General features: G+C 45.1%; 17 protein-coding genes. 2 read left to right on the top strand and 15 right to left on the bottom strand.

Annotated features, from left to right (window positions below; all coding sequences use genetic code 11):
* The first annotated feature begins 240 nt into the window (after positions 1-240).
* Complete coding sequence (locus tag WH37_RS19815; protein ID WP_052737090.1) at positions 241-1,260, top strand: HD-GYP domain-containing protein; 1,020 nt, start codon at positions 241-243, stop codon at positions 1,258-1,260.
* A gap of 12 nt (positions 1,261-1,272) precedes the next feature.
* On the opposite strand, the gene WH37_RS19810 is transcribed toward WH37_RS19815, so the two are convergent.
* The 12 genes from WH37_RS19810 to WH37_RS19755 form a co-directional block, all read right to left on the bottom strand.
* Positions 1,273-1,938 (bottom strand): NAD(P)H-binding protein, encoded by a 666-nt coding sequence (locus tag WH37_RS19810; protein ID WP_046232359.1) that lies wholly within the window; start codon positions 1,936-1,938, stop codon positions 1,273-1,275.
* Positions 1,939-2,024: 86 nt separating this feature from the next.
* Complete coding sequence (arsC, locus tag WH37_RS19805; protein ID WP_046232358.1) at positions 2,025-2,450, bottom strand: arsenate reductase (thioredoxin); 426 nt, start codon at positions 2,448-2,450, stop codon at positions 2,025-2,027.
* A 4-nt stretch (positions 2,451-2,454) separates the two neighbouring features.
* Complete coding sequence (locus WH37_RS19800) at positions 2,455-3,867, bottom strand: arsenic transporter (protein ID WP_082110915.1); 1,413 nt, start codon at positions 3,865-3,867, stop codon at positions 2,455-2,457.
* Positions 3,864-4,196, bottom strand: coding sequence for an ArsR/SmtB family transcription factor (locus WH37_RS19795; protein WP_046232357.1), 333 nt, complete (start codon positions 4,194-4,196; stop codon positions 3,864-3,866). The genes WH37_RS19800 and WH37_RS19795 overlap by 4 nt, the downstream gene beginning before the upstream one ends.
* Positions 4,197-4,297: 101 nt before the next feature.
* Positions 4,298-5,338 carry a flavin-containing monooxygenase gene (locus tag WH37_RS19790; protein ID WP_046232356.1) on the bottom strand — a complete coding sequence of 347 codons (1,041 nt, stop codon included), beginning with the start codon at positions 5,336-5,338 and terminating at the stop codon, positions 4,298-4,300.
* A gap of 2 nt (positions 5,339-5,340) precedes the next feature.
* Positions 5,341-6,738, bottom strand: a complete 1,398-nt coding sequence (locus tag WH37_RS19785) for an NAD(P)-binding domain-containing protein (RefSeq protein ID WP_063838031.1) — start codon at positions 6,736-6,738, stop codon at positions 5,341-5,343.
* A 65-nt stretch (positions 6,739-6,803) separates the two neighbouring features.
* A complete protein-coding gene (locus WH37_RS19780; protein WP_046232355.1) occupies positions 6,804-7,250 on the bottom strand; it encodes a MarR family winged helix-turn-helix transcriptional regulator in 447 nt (148 codons plus the stop codon).
* 568 nt (positions 7,251-7,818) lie between these two features.
* Complete coding sequence (locus WH37_RS19775; RefSeq protein WP_046232354.1) at positions 7,819-9,312, bottom strand: MDR family MFS transporter; 1,494 nt, start codon at positions 9,310-9,312, stop codon at positions 7,819-7,821.
* Between the two features lie 90 nt (positions 9,313-9,402).
* Positions 9,403-11,820, bottom strand: coding sequence for an RNA polymerase recycling motor HelD (gene helD / locus WH37_RS19770; protein WP_046232353.1), 2,418 nt, complete (start codon positions 11,818-11,820; stop codon positions 9,403-9,405).
* Positions 11,821-12,145: 325 nt separating this feature from the next.
* Positions 12,146-12,367, bottom strand: a complete 222-nt coding sequence (locus WH37_RS19765; RefSeq protein ID WP_046232352.1) for a helix-turn-helix domain-containing protein — start codon at positions 12,365-12,367, stop codon at positions 12,146-12,148.
* A 10-nt stretch (positions 12,368-12,377) separates the two neighbouring features.
* On the bottom strand, positions 12,378-12,656 hold the full coding sequence (locus tag WH37_RS19760; protein ID WP_052737100.1) for a DUF2975 domain-containing protein: 279 nt from the start codon (positions 12,654-12,656) through the stop codon (positions 12,378-12,380).
* Positions 12,657-12,814: 158 nt separating this feature from the next.
* Positions 12,815-13,543: a bleomycin resistance protein gene (locus tag WH37_RS19755; RefSeq protein ID WP_052737089.1), complete on the bottom strand. Its 729-nt coding sequence runs from the start codon at positions 13,541-13,543 to the stop codon at positions 12,815-12,817.
* Between the two features lie 171 nt (positions 13,544-13,714).
* Here WH37_RS19755 and WH37_RS19750 point away from each other — a divergent pair, with 171 nt between their 5' ends.
* A complete protein-coding gene (locus WH37_RS19750; RefSeq protein ID WP_046232350.1) occupies positions 13,715-14,419 on the top strand; it encodes a MerR family transcriptional regulator in 705 nt (234 codons plus the stop codon).
* Between the two features lie 160 nt (positions 14,420-14,579).
* Here the strand turns inward: WH37_RS19750 and WH37_RS19745 are convergent, their stop codons facing one another.
* The 3 genes from WH37_RS19745 to WH37_RS19735 form a co-directional block, all read right to left on the bottom strand.
* A complete protein-coding gene (locus tag WH37_RS19745) occupies positions 14,580-15,602 on the bottom strand; it encodes an NADH:flavin oxidoreductase/NADH oxidase (RefSeq protein ID WP_046232349.1) in 1,023 nt (340 codons plus the stop codon).
* Between the two features lie 135 nt (positions 15,603-15,737).
* Positions 15,738-16,106, bottom strand: coding sequence for a rhodanese-like domain-containing protein (locus tag WH37_RS19740; protein ID WP_052737088.1), 369 nt, complete (start codon positions 16,104-16,106; stop codon positions 15,738-15,740).
* A gap of 64 nt (positions 16,107-16,170) precedes the next feature.
* Positions 16,171-16,815, bottom strand: coding sequence for an SDR family oxidoreductase (locus WH37_RS19735; RefSeq protein WP_046232348.1), 645 nt, complete (start codon positions 16,813-16,815; stop codon positions 16,171-16,173).
* Between the last annotated feature and the right edge of the window lie 111 nt (positions 16,816-16,926).

The raw sequence follows: 16,926 nt of genomic DNA, 5'->3' as shown, positions 1-16,926 counted from the left end.
CTCGATATTTCTATCATAAAGGTAATTACAGATCACTCCTACGCAACAGCGATTGGATATCTATCGTTCTGATTAGAATTCATAACGAAAATCAGAAGACGTTTTCGGCTAAGTGATGAATACGTATACGACCGAGCATAAATTCATATATTCTTTATGGAGGTCATGCATTAGAATGTGATATAGTCTAAATACATAATTTAGAAATGAATCGAATGAATTGCAGAGGTCATCAGTCCTATGAAAAACTACATCGCTAATCATGCGGAAATCTTTATTCTCAGTAAATATACTAGCCGCTCCTTATTCGGAATCGCATTGTTTGCTGTTATTGCGGCTGACCTTGCTTTTGACAATTATATATTGTTCCAGTTCGCTTATTTAATGCTAAGCTTACTGGTCGGTCTTTCTTTTTGGAAGGAAACCTGGATTCGAAGCGCACTCGTCGTTCTCATCGTTTTCTTTAGAGTTAATTTGGAGCAGCAGGCGGTTTTTCTCATTCATGATGAATTCCTCTTGAGAGTCTTCACCTTGATCGTTACGTATTTCCTGACTTCCTCATCCATCTCGTTTATGATTCTGTATTACATCAAACAGAAGCAAAACACACTTCAGCTTACCTTTACATTAGCTAAAGCCTTGGATTCAAGAGATCATTATACGGCCGATCACTCGGATAACGTGGCTTATTACTCGAAGAAAATCGCCGAAGAAATGAACCTGTCCAAGCTAGCGTGCGAACGCATTTATATTGGCGGAATCCTTCATGACATTGGGAAGATCGGCGTGCCCGAGCATATTCTCCTCAAACCATCAAGATTAACGGACGGAGAGTTTGAAATTATTAAGGAGCATCCTCTTACGGGTTATGAAATGTTAAGTCATATCTCCCATCTTAAACGGTCCGGCATTCTGGATATGATTCTTCATCATCATGAAAGATTTGACGGACGAGGCTACCCGAGCCGCATTGGACATAATGAAATTCCGATTGCAGCTAGAATTATGGCCGTTGCGGATACGTTCGATGCGATGACCTCTAAGAGGGTGTACAGAGGGGAGCTCGATGTTGAATATGCAGTAGCGGAAATTCAGAAAAATGCAGGAACACAATTCGATCCCGACGTAGTCAAAGCCTTTATGAACATCTGGCAGCGTGAAGGACCTAAATTATTATCCAAGCACTCTGCTAAGTCAACCATAGGACAGCCTTCGAATAAAGAAACAGCTGTAGCCTCGGACCTGAAAATAACGTCCTAGGTTACAGCTGTTTTATTTTTCCTGCTCTAACTTTACGAGCTGTTCATTTTCATGAATATGATTGCCTGCCTGATTGCTTTTCGCTGCAAAAATCATAGCTTTGGCAACAGAACTGGCCTGGACAGGGGCATACTTTCTCAACGCTCCCGAAAACAGCGGAGAAAGCAAGCCAGACAACGATGCGGCGATTCGTTCCCCGAACCGGAATTCCTCCCGCTTGCCAAGCAGCAGAGAAGGGCGGAAAATATGCAAAGCCGGAAGCTCAAGGCTCCGCAGCGCTTCCTCTACTTCCCCCTTCACACGAGTATAGAAGGCTCGCGATGATGGATTGGCCCCTATTGCAGATACAAGCAATAGCTGCTTTGCTCCTTGCCTGCTTGCCAATTGCCCGAGCGATAGCGGGTATTGATAGTCCACTTTTCGAAAAGCCTCTTGGCTCCCAGCCTTCTTGATTGTCGTACCAAGTGTGCAAAATACATCTGCACCGTCCAGTTGTACATCGACTTGCTGCAATTGATCGAAGTCGATGACTTGCTCCATAAGCTTTGGATGCACAATATCCGTTCGTCGTCGAACAAGCGACGTTATGGAGGTGTACGCCGGATCGTTAAGCAATAATTGGACAAGCTCTTTACCAATTAAGCCTGTGGCTCCCGCAACTACAGCTCTTCTATTCATTAGGCTGCCTCCCTGTAGAAAAACGCTATTCTCAACTGAACACCTGATCGTTCATTATATATGACTCCACTTTAGAAAAGTTTAAATTACTTGCCTTCTTGTACGAATTGTTCGATGCGATGTTTAATCGAATCGCGAACAATACGGAACTGAGACATCATTTCTTCCTCTGTTCCGGTTGCTTTTGCCGGATCATCAAATCCCCAGTGCCATTTGGTCACGTTCGGATTGGAGACGACAGGACAATGCTCGTCAGCGTGCCCACAAAGGGTAATAACATAATCAGCACGATTTAAAATTTCAGCGTCAATGACATCAGAAGTATGGCTGCTAATATCAACACCCGCTTCTTTCATCACTTGAACGGCACGAGGATTTAGCCCATGTGCTTCAAGCCCCGCACTTTTCACTTCATATTTCTCCCCGCCAAGTGAGTTTAGAAAACCATCGGCGATTTGGCTTCTGCAAGAGTTTCCTGTGCACAAAAAATAAATGAGTGGTTTGTTTTCCATTTTCTTATCCCCTTTTCAATATGGATGGTTTGTTTTTTTTGCCCAGCCATTTCACCAAAACTACTGTAATCAACAAGATGACGACAGCCACCAAAATAGTGGAAATCCAGACGTTTATGTTTACTGTATGGATGAAATAAAGCCATGCAGACAACCCCGCAAGCGTAATAAATAGGGTCGGTACAGTTAACAAAATACCGATCTTAAAATAATAACCCCAGCTAATTTTCACATCTTTGCGCGAAAGCACATGAAGCCATAGAAGAGTGGCAAGTGAACCAATCGGTGTGATCTTCGGTCCTAAATCAGAGCCAATCACATTAGCGTAAATTAAGGCTTCACGGAGCATACCTTCCGTTTGCGTTCCGTTTATAGCTAACGCATCGATCATGACCGTCGGCATGTTATTCATAAAGGAAGACAAAATCGCGGCAATGAAGCCCATTCCCACCGTTGCAGCAAACAATCCTTTATCTGCAACAGCCTGAATCACCTCTCCAAGGGCATCCGTCAGCCCCGCATTTCGCAAGCCGTATACCACAACATACATGCCCAAGGAGAAAAGGACGACCGTCCATGGGGCTCCCTTTATAAGCTTTTTCGTATGGATGACTGGACTCTTACGGGCTGCAATGAGAAATCCAATAGCCGCCATACCTGCTACAATTGAAACCGGAATGGAGAAAAATTCGCTGCCGAAATACGCAATCAGTAAAACAGATAAAATGATCCAAGAAAGCTTGAATAGCCCTTTATCCTTTATGGCATCGACTGGCTTTTTTAATTGAGATACATTGTAATTTTTCGGAATGCTGTTTCTAAACAACAGATAAAGCACGATTAAACTTGCCATAATCGAGAAGAAGTTGGGAACGATCATACGGCTTGCATACGCTACAAACCCGATTCCAAAGTAATCAGCAGATACGATATTAACCAAATTACTCACAACTAGAGGCAGAGAAGCTGTATCTGCAATAAACCCACTCGCCATAATAAAAGGCAAAATCATTTTATCTTCAAATTTCAAAGCCCTCACCATGGAAAGAACGATCGGGGTAATGATTAATGCGGCACCATCGTTTGCAAAAAGCGCAGCTACAGCAGCCCCAAGCAGAATGACATACACAAACATAAGCTTGCCATTCCCTTTTGCCAGACGTGCCATATGCAGTGCTGCCCATTCAAAAAGACCAATTTCGTCTAAGATCAGCGAAATCAAGATGATCGCTACAAAGGCAAGGGTTGCGTTCCATACAATCCCTGCAACCGCGCCTACATCAGCGAAGCTCACAACCCCAAAGAGGAGCGCCAGAACAGCACCGGCCGTTGCCGACCAACCAATGCTTAATCCTTTCGGCTGCCAAATGACAAAGGTAAGGGTAAGCAGAAAAATTAAAACGGCAATGACTGTCATGCTTCCTCCTGTACACCGCAGCTGTTATTTTTCAAGCCCGCTATTTTTTCTTTCGTGGAAGGCAAATATTCATAAACGCATTGTACATAAGCTTCAGCTTCTGGGTTTAATGAATAATAGACCCACTGCCCCTTTTTCTTTTCATTCAGCAGCCCTGCTGCTTTCAGCTTTCGAAGATGCTGACTGGCGTTTGGTTGCGACATCCCAATCATTTCGGTTATATCACAGACACAAAGCTCCTTTTCTTTTAACAAAGCAATAATCGTTAACCGTGTTTTATCCGCTAACAATTTATAGGATTCCGCCATATCTTGAATTTTTTGCTCCATATATTGCCCCCCCGATTTATCTTGGTGACTGCATTTCATAATATAAGCATATAATGAATAACTTATATAATCAACGGCGAATATATGAAGCTTTTGTAAAGTCAGAGTTTTTTTATGAGCTCTCGAACAACCGCTTTTGCATCTCTTCCGGAGCCTCGAATCGTAGCCGAAGAAAATGACGTTTGCCAGGGCAATCCTACGAAATGTATATTTTCAGAAGTTTGCTTTAAAGGCGCTCCTGATTCATCCAATATATTTAGTTCGGCGGCGAGATAATCAAAATTCGGAACATAACCGGTTGCAAATATAACAGCATCAATCTTTTCTTGCGTATGATCCTCCCAAACCACACCATCCCTTGTAAAAGCTTTAAACATAGGTTTAGCTTCAGGTTTCTTCTGATTAACGGCTTTTTTATAAATGCCATTATCAATTACGCCATCACTAGTTTTCTTCAACAAACGCTTCCCCCAAGTTGACTTGTCTAATCCCGTAATGGTCAGCCAGAAATGAATATCTTTCCCTCCAATGATTTGGGGAACGAATTTAAGGGGACTTCTGGAAGCTAACGTCACATTTGCCGTCCTCGCCAGCTCCACTGCGATCTGGACGGCGGAGTTCCCTCCTCCAACAACAATAAGCCGCTGCTTTCTAAACGCCTCATCATTTCGGTATTGTTTGGAATGCAATAATTTCCCTTGATAATCAGCACTCCCTGGGATGTGCGGAATATTGGGTTTAATAAAAGCTCCACTTGCACAAATGATTGAACGCGTACGGAGAACGTCGTCATTAGAGGTTTTAATGATGTAAATCCCATTATCTTTTTGTACCTTTATGACCTCTTGATTATATTGGACTTCAAAATTAAAATGAGCCGCATATGTTTTTAAATACTGAACAACTTCATCTCTGTGTGGATAGTAACTTCCTCCCCCTGGAAACTTAAGTCCCGGCAATGAAGAATAAGCTGCAGGCGAAAATAAAGTTAAGCTGTCATAATAGTTTGCCCATGATCCCAAATGCTCTGAGCTTTTCTCCAATATCATAAAGTTCAGCTTAGCTTTTTGTAAGTAATATGCCGCGGCTAAACCAGACTGGCCTCCACCTATTATGATCGAATCATATACAACATTAGTCATTTTCAAGCCTCCGTATCTGATGACGTCGTCGTTTCGGGTTTAGCTGTTGTGCCGCAGCAAGTATCCTTTGGCGCCTCAATATTTACAGGCTCGCAGCAGCTGTCTCCACCGCCTCTTCCGCTACCGGCACCAATACTGCAAACACCTGTCTCCGGTAATTCCAGCTCGACTTTACGCGCGGACTCCATATCCCCCACTAATGCAGCCACTACCGATCTCACCTGCTCATACCCTGTTGCCATTAAAAATGTCGGAGCTCTCCCATAGCTTTTAGAGCCAACGATATAAAAATCTTTTTCGGATTGTCGAAGCTCCTTTTCTCCATGAGGTCGAACCGTGCCGCAGCTATGAACGTTTGGATCAATTAGCGGCGCAAGCTCATAAACACTTTCCAGACTCGGATCCGTCATCACTCTTACTTCACGGATAAATGATAAATCAGGACGAGAGCCCGTGTTGCACACGATCTCGTCGACGCCATCAATAAAGGCTTTCTCTGAACCAGCCGTACCGATCACTTGGATTTTGCCATTCGTCTGTTTTAATTGTTCAATATAAAACGAGGTCATCACTTTCACACTTCCCGATTTCACCAACTTTTGAATTCGAACGCCGAGTTCGCCCCTGGCTGGCAATCCATCTAACTCACGTCCGCCATAAACATCGTCCAAATTTTGTTTCCTTATTGCCCATGTCATTTCGGTCTCATTTCCCTGGATTTGAAGCTCAGCCAGGTCCAACAGTGTATGAATGGCGGAATGCCCGCTCCCGACTACAAGCACTTTTTTACCGTTGTAGCGAGCTTTGTCCTTACCTAATACGTCAGGTATGCCATAATTAATTTGGCTATTCAGGGATTGTTCCTCAGCTGTAAAAACACCGTCCGAATGAATGGGATTCGGATTGGACCATGTTCCCGTTGCATCAATAACCGCTCTTGCCTCAAAAACGAGTTGTTTACCCTGTTGATTGACATAGATGACAAAGGGAAGCTCTTCACGACCGTATGTTCTGACTTTACTTAAACCTTTACGGCTAATCGCCGTTACCTTCGTATTTAAATGAATATACGGACTTATTTCAGGGAGCTCCGAGAAAGGCTTGAGGTATTGCTCCACCAGCTCTTTGCCTGTAGGAATATCCGTAAGGCCTGGGGCAACCCAACCAGCCGAAAGCAATAAATGTTTAGCGGCCTTATCCATATTGTATTGCCACGGGGAAAATAGCTTAACATGGGCCCATTTTTTAATATTGGCTCCGACTTCGTTCCCAGCTTCAAACAGTAGAAAGGACTCTCCTTTAGAAATCAAATGTGCGGCGGCTGCAAGACCTACCGGTCCAGCTCCAATAATGGCGACTGGCAAATGGTTTTTTTGGTTGACAGGAATACTTCTAATCATTTTTATTTCCTCCTCTATATTATTTGCAATTTGCAAGTATTAATTATTTTTAAAGGGATAAATATTTATCCCAATGGTGTGCAGCATACGCTGGATTTGGCCATGCTTTCGTTAAGCAATTTGATCGAGTTAATGACCATTTCTTGCTCAAATTCAGACATGTGCGAAAAGACCTCTTTTAAATATACATTCATTTGACCATCAATAACCGTTGCGATGTATTTGCCTTCAGTGGTCAAATTTAAAATGTGGATTCTACGGTCTTCGGGAAGCGGCGTTTTTTTTACTAATCCCATTTTCACGAGGCTTTGAACCTGACGGCTAAACGTTGTTACGTCTATTGCCAGCGAATCCGCTACCTGCTGAATAGAGGGGTTATGCTTGCGATCAATTTCATAAATAATATGGCTTTGAACTAAAGAAATATCCACTCCCCCTGCTGTGCAGCAGTTTTTATCCAATAATCCAAAACGACGAGTCATGATTTGAAAAATCTCTCTCAGGTTTTCCACTTGCTTCACCTCTTGTTTTATTTATACTCTAAACATTTGCATATTGCAAGTTTTATATTAACAAGATTGAAAACGTGGTCCTGACACTCGGCAGGACTAAAATTACTAGGTGAGCTTGTTTCAAAAGGCAAGTTAGCACCTAGAATCGAAGTAGAGGCATCGTGGAAGGATATTGGAACGATTGCTCAACAATTAATGGAGCGGAAGTTTTCCGGTAAAGCAGTGCTCCAAATTGATTAGATGCTTGCTTCCCCATATTGAAAATGAGGTTAACCAGTGTAAGCTGGTTAACCTCATTGGTTAATCTCATAAAACGATTAAAGCACTAGACTTCCGGTGACTTTTTAAAAATTGTATAAATTCATGCAGTAAACCTGCTTGATGGCGCGGAAGAAGATAAGCTGTGTCATTTCCTGCGACAAGCCACACAGCGCCGAGCCAGCGCGGAACAGTCCCATGCCCTTGTAAAGACTTACTGTACAGATTAACATAATCAGCAAAAAATAGAGCCTTGGCCGACTAACGGCCAAGGCTATTTGCATACGAGCGAATCGGAGCCGATTCGCGATTAGTGACCCATCATCGCCGGGTCCGGATTGTGCCCGCCGGCGGTTCCGTCTTCTTCCTGCTGCTTCGGTTTACGCAGCAGGAGCGACAGTGCGACACCCGCGGTCGCGAGACACGCGGACAGGAAGAACGCATCGCCGTAACCCGCGACGACGGCGTTCAGCGGATTTGCGTCCGCTCCCGCGCTTGCGGCATGGGAAGTGATTTGCGACATCAGATAACCCGTCAGGCCCGCGACTGCGAACGAGACGACGACTTGCTGAGCCGCTGTTGTCAGCGGTGTAACGCGGCTCACCAGACGACGAGGCGCAGAGTTCAGGACATGCGTGTTGAGCGGCATCATGGAGAAGCCCATGCCGAGACCCATGATGCACATGCACAGGATGATAACCCACAGCGAGGTATCCACCGATATGCCGGACAAGATGAACAGGGAAATGGATACGACGGAAAGACCGACGAAGGCGAGCGGACGCGCGCCGATCTTGTCGAACAGCCGGCCGCTGACCGGCATGCCGATTCCTGCGCATAGCGCATAAGGCATCATGATCCAGCCCGTTTCAAGCGCGGTGTAGTGCATGACGCCTTGCAGGTACAGCGGCACGATCAGCATAGCACCGAACAGCCCGAGCTGTACGATCCACGTCAAGATGATGCTCCGTGTAAAGTCGGACGACTTGAACACTTTCAGCTCCAGCAGCGGCTGCTTCTGTGCCAGTTCCACGAAGATGAAGAGGATGAGCGCAATACCGCCGACGGTCAAGCCCGTGATCGTCGAAGCCGAGGACCAGTTGGTGCCGCCTTCGCTTACGCCGTACGCCAGCATAGAGAAGGCAATCGGCGCGAGGCACATGCCGAAGAGGTCCAGATGCGGCGCCGCATGGCGGTCGGATTTCGGCAAATATTTATACCCGAGAATGAAGGCGATAATGCCGATCGGCAGATTGATGATGAAAATCCAGTGCCAGCTGACAGAATCGACCAGCCAGCCGGATAGCACCGGACCGAACGCCGGTGCTATCAGCATGGGGATGCCGAGTACACCCATGATGGATCCGCGGCGCTCTGGAGGAGCGAGCTTGAACACCATGGTCATCCCGATCGGGCCAACCATCCCGCCGCCCAAGCCTTGAATGATGCGGTAAATGATCAGCTGTTCCGGCGTTTGCGCGATGCCGCACAGAACGGAGCCAATCGTGAACAGGGCGATTGTAATCATGAAAATTTGCTTGGAGCCGAATTTATCACTCATCCAGCCTGCAAGCGGGATAACGGCGGATAAGGCCAGCGTATAGCCCGTGACGGTCCATTGGATCGTCTTCAAATCGGTGTCGAAGTATTCAACGAGTTTCGGAATAGCATTATTGACGACCGTGCTGTCCAGAATAACCATGATCATGCCGACAACAATCGCCGCGAGCGGCGGCAGAATGGCTTTCAGCGAGAAGTCGTCCCCGCCGGCTGACATCGTTTTTGTTTGCGTAAGTTTTGACATAGGTTCCTGCTTTCTGCTCAACGAGCTGTGTATGTGAAGATTTGCCGAAGCATGAGCGCAGCTTATCGCGGCCGACGTCACCCCGATCCGTCAATATGGCGCTTTCTCGTACAAATTCGCAGGCAATGCCTGCACGAACGGCGACCAATCACCCGTCGTGTAAAGATGAAGCTGGTGCATGGCCCGCGTACACGCCGTATAAAGAAGTTTGCGTTCGTTATCCCGGCCGTAAGCTTCGGGCGAAGCATCATAGACCAAGACTGCATCGAACTCGACACCCTTGGCAAGATATACGGGAATGACCATCACTCCTTTTTCAAAGACCAGCGTCTCCTTCGTAATGAGCTGCAGAGCTTCGCCTCCTTGAATTCGTAACGCTTCATGGGCCTCACGGCTTTCGGCTGCGGTCTTCGTAATGACGGCGATGGAATCGAAGCCCTCGGCCCTGAGCGCCGCGATGTCTGCCAGAATTTGCGCATCACGCTTCTCCCCGCCGTCCAGTCTCGTCAGAAGGGGCTTTTGGCCTCCCCTTTCAAACGGTGCAATTTCTTCCCCGTCTGGAAGCATCCATTTCGTAAATTCAACAATCTCCCTGGTTGAACGATAACTGCGTACAAGGCACACAAGGCTTGTTTCGGCTTCGCCGAAAAGGCGGACCAGCGGCGAATCGGATGCAGCCAAACTTGTAGCCTGCATGAAAATCGCTTGCCCGAAATCGCCTAGCACCGTCATCTGGGCACGGGGAAACAGCTTTTTTAGATATTCATATTGAAACGACGAATAATCCTGACCTTCATCAACGAAGACATACCGGATCTCCGTGTTCGTCCGGACGCCTTCAATCATTTCTTTTACATACAAATACGGAGTCGCATCCTCGTGGAACAACTCGTTTCGGAGCAGCATTTCCTTGGTTTGCCTACATATTTCAGGCCACAGCGGGGGGATGACGGCCCCATTCGTCTTCTCCCGATAATCGGCTTCGTCGACAAACAATTGGCCATATATGCCTTTGACATCTACAAACGAAAATTTCTTCACACTTTTCCTTAGCGGTTTAAAGCTTTCTTTCACGATCCTTCGGCGAAGCAGATCTTCCTCCCTCCGAGCGAAGTCAAAGTCGCCTTCATCTTCCCGTCGCTTGTTGTTCATTTTCTCGCGAACTACGGCGAATTGTTCCGCAAAGTCGAATACTTCCTTCTCTTTATGCAGCATTCCGAAGACTTCCGCGTACTGCTCGGTGTCGAGATAATTCAACTCTTCCTGTACCCAAGGTGCTTCCCGTTCCATGCGTTCCAGCGAAGCCAGTTCATCCAGCAGCCATTCCTGCAAGAGAGCGACACGATTGAATAGCGGCAGGGAACGGTCATAACCGTAAAATTTCGCTCTCATTCGCTTCGCGGTAATCAAATCGCGGTCCCGAATCCGAATACCGTTGAATTGCATGCCCTCCCTTCCCAACCACATTCCATAGTTCTGCAGGGCTTGCAGGAAAGCCTCAGAAGCTTTATACTCGATCCCCTGAAGACGTGCCTCATACCCCGGCGCTCCTTGTGCGGTCAGTACAAATTCGATCTGATCAAAGGTATCCTCCGGTCGTAACGAGGAACCTAGCCAATAGTCGAGATATTCTTGAAAAGTCGTCTGCTGCATATTCTCTTCACCGAGCTCCGGAAGGACGGTGGATATATAACTGGTAAACATCGGATTCGGTGAGAAAAGAACGATTTGATCGGCCCTGATCGTCTGGCGGTGTTTGTACAGCAAGTACGCCACCCGCTGCAATGCTGCGGAAGTCTTACCGCTGCCGGCCGCCCCTTGTACGATAAGCATCCGGCTTGTGTCATTACGGATGATGGCGTTTTGTTCCTTCTGGATGGTTGCTACGATACTCTTCATTTGCGAGTCCGCACCTTTGCCGAGCACTTGCTGCAGCAACTCGTCTCCGATCGTTTCGCTCGTGTCAAACATGTTGCGGATTTGCCCGTTTTCAATCTGAAACTGTCGTTTGAGCTCCATCGTCCCTTCGATTCGTCCGGCCGGCGTGACATAAGACGCCAGGCCGGGGGAATAGTCGTAGTACAGGCTAGCGATTGGCGTACGCCAGTCATAGATCAGAAAGCTCAATCCGTCTTCGTCGACGAAGGAAGATACGCCGATATAGATCTGCTCGCAGAGGTCCAGGCCATCCTCCTGAAAGTCGATGCGTCCGAAATAAGGAGATCGGAGCAGACGGTTCATGCTTTTCCATTGCTGCGTCAACAGCTTGTGGCCGCGCTCCCGTTCGGCCAATACCCCGGACTGCTGGTTAATCGTGTAGAACGACTCTTCGAAATCTTCGTTCGTACTTGTGTTGATCGTAACTTCTTCCCAAAACCGCTTGCGGATGTCCGTAGCCTGATCACGCAGTCCGGCAACTTCCGGCTCCAGTTCGGTGATTCTCGCCTGCAATTTGTTCCTGACCCGTTCCAGCCGCTCCTGTTCCTGCCGCCAATCGTTCGCTTCCATCTCTCCTGAACACACTCCTTTTTCCATTTTATTGGGATAAAAAAGAGCATTGACAAATCAAAGTTCCAGATGTACAATTAAACTGGGAATAAAAATGAATATACTCTTTGATTTAATTTGTCAATAACGCTATCGATTATATCATAGTGTTATTTTGCGTTCAATTTATTTTTTTGCCTCCGGAAGAGACGATTCTTTCCGCGAATTGCCCGTATATTACCCGTTGCTTCAACGCAAAGCAGCCGATCATTTCGACCGGCTGCTTTTCTTCTCCCTTATTGTTCAACGATAGTTTCCCGTTAGTACGATACGGCCGTTTATTCATTTAATCCTTAGTGTCTTTGTCGCTTTTATATTCTAAAATATCTCCAGGCTGACATTCTAAAACCTTACAAATCGCCTCTAAAGTTGATAAACGAATCGCTTTTGCCTTTCCATTTTTCAATATAGAAAGGTTAGCCATCGTTATTCCAACCCTCTCCGCAAGTTCTGTTACGCTCATTTTTCTTTTAGCCAACATCACATCAATATTGATTATAATCGCCATGTTATTCACCTCAGACCGTCAAATCATTTTCTGATTTTATATCAATAGCCTCTTTCAAAAGCTTTTGGAGAACAGCAGCAAACACGGCAATCACCATGGAGGCAAAAATCATGACCATTCCGATTACTATGATACCCGGGGCATCGTCTTTCTCCGCCAAAAGATAGAAGAGTGGCATGGCTTGATACAGAGCAAAGTAAAAAGGTAGTGCCGTAGCATACAAATCGATTAAAACGAGATATTTCATATAAGCATCATCTGGATACAATTCCGCTGCAAAAGTATTCATTTTTAAAAAAAAGCATTCTACATACGAGGTTCGATATACAAAGCACAAGCCCCATCACCTTGTAGGTGGATGGGGCTGTGCCAGGGAAACGTGCTCTCATTCCATTGAAATCTAACTTGATGCCTCTCAACAAATGTCCTTTCTGAATCAAAATCTATTTAGCAATTGTCCCTATCTTCCAAGTACGCTCTAAGTTCCTTTAGTTTTTCGTATTCTTCCGTCGCGTCTCCAGGTACTGTATCGGATAACGACATCCGATCTGCTTCTTGGACGAAAGTATTCACAATAGCCCGTTCATCCATAGAGACGGCGATATCGGCACGTAATACATACGCTCTATATCGAAGCGATGCCGATGCCTCTTCGGCTTTTGGAAGAACAAGATCCAGCACTTTGGCTGCAGCCGCTGGTTCGTCTTTGGCGTACATCAACCGGTATGAGGTTTCGAACGCGCTTGCAAATTTAGAGGTCTCTTCCACGATTAACCTTGGGGCGGCATGCTTAGTTCCAATCAACAAGCGGTTACCGGCAGGATCGATGATGTGGAATCTGCGATCTTCCATCAGGTTGCTCGGTTTAGAAATTCTGGGAAATCCCTTGGTAGGGATTTTCCGGTACGCTTTTTTTAAATTTTCGCTGAATTCCTTATACACGGCATCCACGTCAGGAATGTGGACGTAGCACATGCTATAAGAATTTGCTGGATTCAATTGCTTGAGTACAAAGAAATGCAGTTCTACAATACTGTGGCGGACGCAAGCGTATAGGTTTGGTTTGGCTTGACGATAGGTCACTTCGAAGCCTAGCGCTTGGTAGAAATCCAACTGTTCGTCCATAGATCTGCTGGGTAAAATGGGGATCGCGGTTCCGAAGCGTTTTGTTGACAAGTGATCAACCTCCTCGTTTAAAGGGCTTATTAACCCAGTTACCCCCTTATCGTACAACATTAGCGCAAATGCTAATGTTTATTAAAATTTATCCATGTATTATACTGATTTTAGAGAAAAAACCGTCATTTGGTTTAACTATTAATTGTAGGTTAAAAGAAGGGAATCGAGATGAAGGGTATTGAGATAGCAAAGAAATTGAAGATAAGTACGAGTGCATTAAGGCATTATGAAGCTTGGGGACTTATTCCTAAAGTCGAGAGAATGGCAAATGGGTATCGCAACTATACAAAGGAACATGAGGCTTATTTTCAATGTATACGTGCGATGTACGCTGGTTTTGGAATGAATGTGATTCGAGAGGTTATGCCACGCATCGTAAATGGGGAAAAACTTGATGCTTTATGGATCATTAACAAGGCACAAGTAAACCTTCATGCAGAAAAGGAAACCGTACAAAGAACAGTCGACATGCTTGATTTAAAAGAGTGGACAGATTTCCCAAAGTACCGTAATAAAAATTCGTTTACGATTGGAGATGTAGCTAAAGAAGCGAATGTATCTGCTTCCGCTATTCGGCATTGGGAAAAGGAAGGGTTAATTAGGCCCGAGCGCCATAAAGAGAGTGGATTCCGTATATATAGCCCTTCTGATATTCGCAAGGTGCTTATCATCCGAACGGTTCAAAGAGTCGCTTACTCCTTGGATATTGTTCGTGAAGTATTGTCTGGGCTTGATAAAAAAAACATTGCCCAAGTTAAGCAAATTGCCATTGAGTCTCTTCAATACATTGATAATGCATTGGTTGAACAGATACGCGGTATCGCTTATTTGCATAATCTTCTTGATGTTGTGTCAAATAAGGAAGGACAGTAGGTAAAATCCTTTTAACGTTATCTGTTTCCTGCTCCAAATCAAAATCAAATGAGGCTGCCCGAAGGCAGCCCCAAAATAATGTCATGTTGTAGGAATTGTCATGTAATGAAAGTTGGGATATTTTCATTTCATATCGTTTAGATCAGCATACAAGTCTGTCTTAGAATCCTGTAGTATACTGTTTAGGAATGGCTGTTTCTTTTCGCAATTTCGATGCGGCTTCTAAGGTCCAATATGGATTTCTCAGCATTCCTCTTCCGACAGCGACCAAATCGGCCTCTTCATTTCCGATGACTGCATTCGCCAAAATGGGATCATCCAGTCTCCCAACAGCGATCACCGGAATATCAAGGGCTTGTTTGATATCTTTAGCGAGTGGTACTTGATAAGCCGCGTGAGTTCCTGGTCTGCCCCATGCAGCAATAGGTCCCTCTCCACCAGATGAAATATCAAACATGTCTACCCCTGCATTTTGATATTCCTTGGCAAAAGCCATACTTTCCTGAATCCCATATCCACCCTCAACGTATTCCTTGGCCGAAATACGCATGATCAGCGGCATGTCTTTCGGCATCTCGGCCTTTGCAGCCTGAATGATCTCCCGACCAAATAACGTAAGGTCTTTACCATATTCATCGTCCCGTTTGTTTGTAATCGGAGAATGGAATTGATGAATCAAATAGCCGTGAGCACCATGAATCTCAATCGTATCGAATCCAGCTTTGACAGCGCGAGCTACAGCAGTGCGGAATTTCTCTACCATTCCATTAACCTCGGCTGTTGTAAGCGCCCGGGGTTGTTTCGAATTTTCATCAAAAGCGATCGCGGATGGCGCTACAGGAATCTCGGCATCTTCCGCCTTACGTCCTGCGTGTGCGATTTGGATTCCCACTTTTGCACCATAACTGCGACAAGCATCTACAATCCGTTTCAGAGCTGGAATCTGCTCGTCTGACCATAAACCAAGATCATAATCGGAAATGCGGCCGTCCGGATCTACATCTGTCATTTCTATTATGATAAAACCAGCTCCACCTATGGCACGGCTAACATAGTGCGTGTAATGCCAATCTGTGGCAATACCATCTTTCTTATCGACCGAGTATTGACACATTGGAGACATCACAACACGGTTTTTCAGCTCTAAACCTTTAATTGTATATGGACTAAACAAATCTTTCATTAAGAAATACTCCTCTCTCGGATCTTATATTTCAACAACAATAAGATGCATGCACAAACATATATTTACTATCATGTGTGTTGCTTTTGTCAACCTCCAAGTCTTTGTCTAAATCACATGAAAAAAACTAGTTTATTATTTTACCTGCAAAACTGTCTTATATTTAATTACATGGAGATATTCAAATCCTCGCTTTTTTAAAATTCGCACAGCTTTTTTTGATTGAAATACCCCAGTAGACAATATAATGACATGATCTTCGCGAGCAAGATGCTTTTTCCATACGTAAGGAAGTCGCCCTAGCGAGATATTAATCGTCCCAGGCGTAGGATCAGCTAAATACTCAAATGCATCCCGAATATCAATAACCTTGTAATGGCGAAATTGAATGCGCCGTTTCAAAAAATCTTGGTAATCTATATATTTAAGGTTTGGTAAAGGCCATAATTGACGTACCACGGCAAACAAACCGATTATAATGGATAAAAACATCAAGTCAAACATTTCGAAGCCCTCACTTATCTCAAAAGGTTACATTCCACCACAAAAGCTTTACTTACTGAATTTCTCAGACCTTTTGCAATGCATCAGGAATCGAATCATCACCAGCAATCAAATCAAATGCCCGCTTATAAGTGTGCCGCTCATTCAGAGCAGCCAAAATGGCAAGAGCTACATCTTCACGAGGGATACTACCATATGTGATATTTTCAGCAGCATATACTTTTCCGGTTCCTGGTTCATTCAAAAGAATACCCGGACGCATAATCGTGTATGTCAAACTGCTGCTTTCCAGCACTCTGTCTGCATAATGCTTCGCTGCATAATATGGAAGGATATTCTCGTGCCAGCTCTCTCGGTTATTCGCCTGAATTGCACTGACCATGATAAACCGATCAATGCCTGCTTTTTCGGCCGCTTCAATTGTTTTTCCTGCACCATCCAAGTCAATCAACAGTGTTTTATCATCACCCGTTTTTCCACCTGAGCCAGCCGTAAACACAATGGCATCACAGCCCATGGCGGCTGCTGCAATGGAGTCGACTGTCCCTTCCAAATCTGCTAGAACCGTTTCGACGCCTTCCTTTTCAAATGATTCGGCCTGTTCCTCTTTTCGTACCATTGCCCGCACAGTATGTTCTTTGCTATCCTTCAAGAGTTGAATCAGACGCTGTCCGATTTGCCCATTCGATCCCACTACGAACACTTTCATTACCATCACTCCTTGTTCATAAGTTATTGTTTACGGACCTTCTCAATCAATTAAAAGCATGCGCATGCATTTAATTTAACGAAAAAAAATCATTATGTCAAGTCATCTTAT

This window comes from Paenibacillus algorifonticola, from assembly GCF_000971975.1.
In the GTDB taxonomy this organism is placed as follows: domain Bacteria; phylum Bacillota; class Bacilli; order Paenibacillales; family Paenibacillaceae; genus Pristimantibacillus; species Pristimantibacillus algorifonticola.
This window is presented reverse-complemented; position numbering and strand designations above follow the sequence as displayed.